The following is a 1,751-nucleotide window of genomic DNA, read 5'->3' as shown; positions in this document are numbered from 1 at the left end:
GTGTGCGCGGCCCCGGGGGCCGGGACCGGGGCCGGGGCCGGGGCGGGGGCCGGTGTCAGGTGTCAGGTGTGGGCGGGGAAGCGGGCGAGGGCGTGCAGTTCGGCCTCGACGGCTTCGATGCCGTCGAGCCGCTTGCGGTCCCAATCGGGGATCGTGTCGGGTTCCAACTGCCGTGCCAGCAGATCCGAGGCGTCGGCGGGCAGGGCGCGCCGGAAGGCGTTGGCGAGCGCCTCGGGGATTCGGGCGCGGTAGTTCACGCGTCGGGCGGCCTCCAGGGCGGTCGCGGCGGTCGCGGTGTCCAGCTCGCCGCGTTCGACCAGGTGCTGCAGCAGCCACCGCACGTTGATGAGCGGCACGGTGAGGGCTTCGCTGGTGACCGGGTCCATCAGCAGGGAGACCTCGGCGTCGGCCTCGACGTGCCCGGCGAGGTACTGCTCGCAGACCCAGCCGTGCTGGATCATGCCGAGCGTGCGGCATTCCACGGCGCGCAGTGCGCCCATGGACGAGGCACCGGCGAGGTAGAGGCCGCGTCCGAGGTACTCGCGGATCTCGGTGACGGAGACCGAGAGGTTCTGGCCGAACTCCCCGTCCAGGATCAGGGCGCGGTTGTTCCACTTGCCCTCGACCGGGGTCCGCAGCAGGTCGCCGCGGATGATCGGTGGCCGCACGGCCAGGTCGATCCCGAGGGAGTCGGCGGTTCCGCACAGCTGTCGCGTGTCCCGGGGCAGTAGGGAACTGCCTGCGTACACCGTCAGTGTCACCGCCATGCCGCCGTCCAATCCGGTCGTTCCGCCGTGCGGGCCTTGAGCAGGCGCACGCCGGCCCGCAGGTGGTCGACGTGGGTGAACTCGCTGCCCGGTACGACGACCTTGACGATGGAGAAGGGAAGGCCCTCGGGGGCCAGGCTGGTGCGCAGGACGAGGTGCAGGCCGTGCTCCCCGAGCATGTCGAGCAGGAACGCCAGGTCGACCGCGTTGTCGCCGGAGCCGCGGTCGGGGATCGCGTGGAACGGCAGCCACGGCCGGCCCTCGCTCCAGGCGTGGAGGTAGTCGCGCAGTTCGTCGTACGAGGCGTGGCGCCGGTACGCCTGGCCCTCCAGGTCCTCGCGCGCCCCGGCGATCACGATGAGGCGGGACTGCGCGGCCTCGGTGAGCGCCCGCATCAGGGCGATCTCCGGGTTGAGGTGGCAGCCCGCTCCTCCGGTGAAGAGCATGCCGTCGCGGGAGTGGGTGTCGTCGGTGGTGACGAGGAAGGTGGGGACCGGCAGGGCGCCGGTGTAGGCGTGGACGGTGACGCTGATCGAGGCCCGCTCGAAGCGCTCGACGAGTTCCCGGTGCGCGTCGGGGAGGGTGTCGAGCGGCACGAGGTGGCCGAGACCGAGCTTCTCGCCGAAGGCCGTGCTGTCGTGTTCGATGACCTCGTACAGCGCCTGCACGGTGGCGTCGACGGGGTCGTTGCCCGCGGCCAGGCCGATGGTGTTGGAGGACATCAGTCCGCCCTCGTGGGGGAAGGGCGTGAAGACGGCGACCGCGGGCACCGCGATGTCGACGTCGTTGCGCAGGCAGTGCATCGGCCACCAGGTGGTGGGTGTCTGCGGCGTCCAGTGGTGGCCGCGGCGGGGGACGAGCCGCCGGGGGTCGAGCGTCGGCATCCGCTCGCTCATGACCTCGTACGGTAGCGGCGGTTCGGGGCGGCCGTCCGGTTCGCAGTAGCGACGTTCGATGGCCTCCATCATCGCCGAGACCCGGGCC

General features: G+C 71.9%; 2 protein-coding genes. Both read right to left on the bottom strand.

The window, feature by feature from the left end:
• Window positions 1-62: 62 nt before the first annotated feature.
• The gene (locus ACIQOV_RS40225; protein WP_401055939.1) at window positions 63-767 is read right to left on the bottom strand and encodes a TfuA-like protein; all 705 of its coding nucleotides are present in this window, start codon (window positions 765-767) and stop codon (window positions 63-65) included.
• The coding region (locus ACIQOV_RS40220; protein ID WP_401055937.1) for a YcaO-like family protein at window positions 758-1,751 on the bottom strand (994 nt) is incomplete at its 5' end. The genes ACIQOV_RS40220 and ACIQOV_RS40225, both read right to left, overlap by 10 nt.

Origin of the sequence: Kitasatospora sp. NPDC091257 (assembly GCF_044757675.1) — a bacterium.
Classification (GTDB): domain Bacteria; phylum Actinomycetota; class Actinomycetes; order Streptomycetales; family Streptomycetaceae; genus Kitasatospora; species Kitasatospora lactacystinica.
Note: the sequence above shows the minus strand (reverse complement) of the source record. Positions and strands in the feature narration are given on the sequence as shown.

Coding starts and splice junctions, on each gene's coding strand:
- ACIQOV_RS40225 (WP_401055939.1), bottom strand. CDS start 767: ATGGCGGTGACACTGACGGTGTACGCAGGCAGTTCCCTACTGCCCCGG.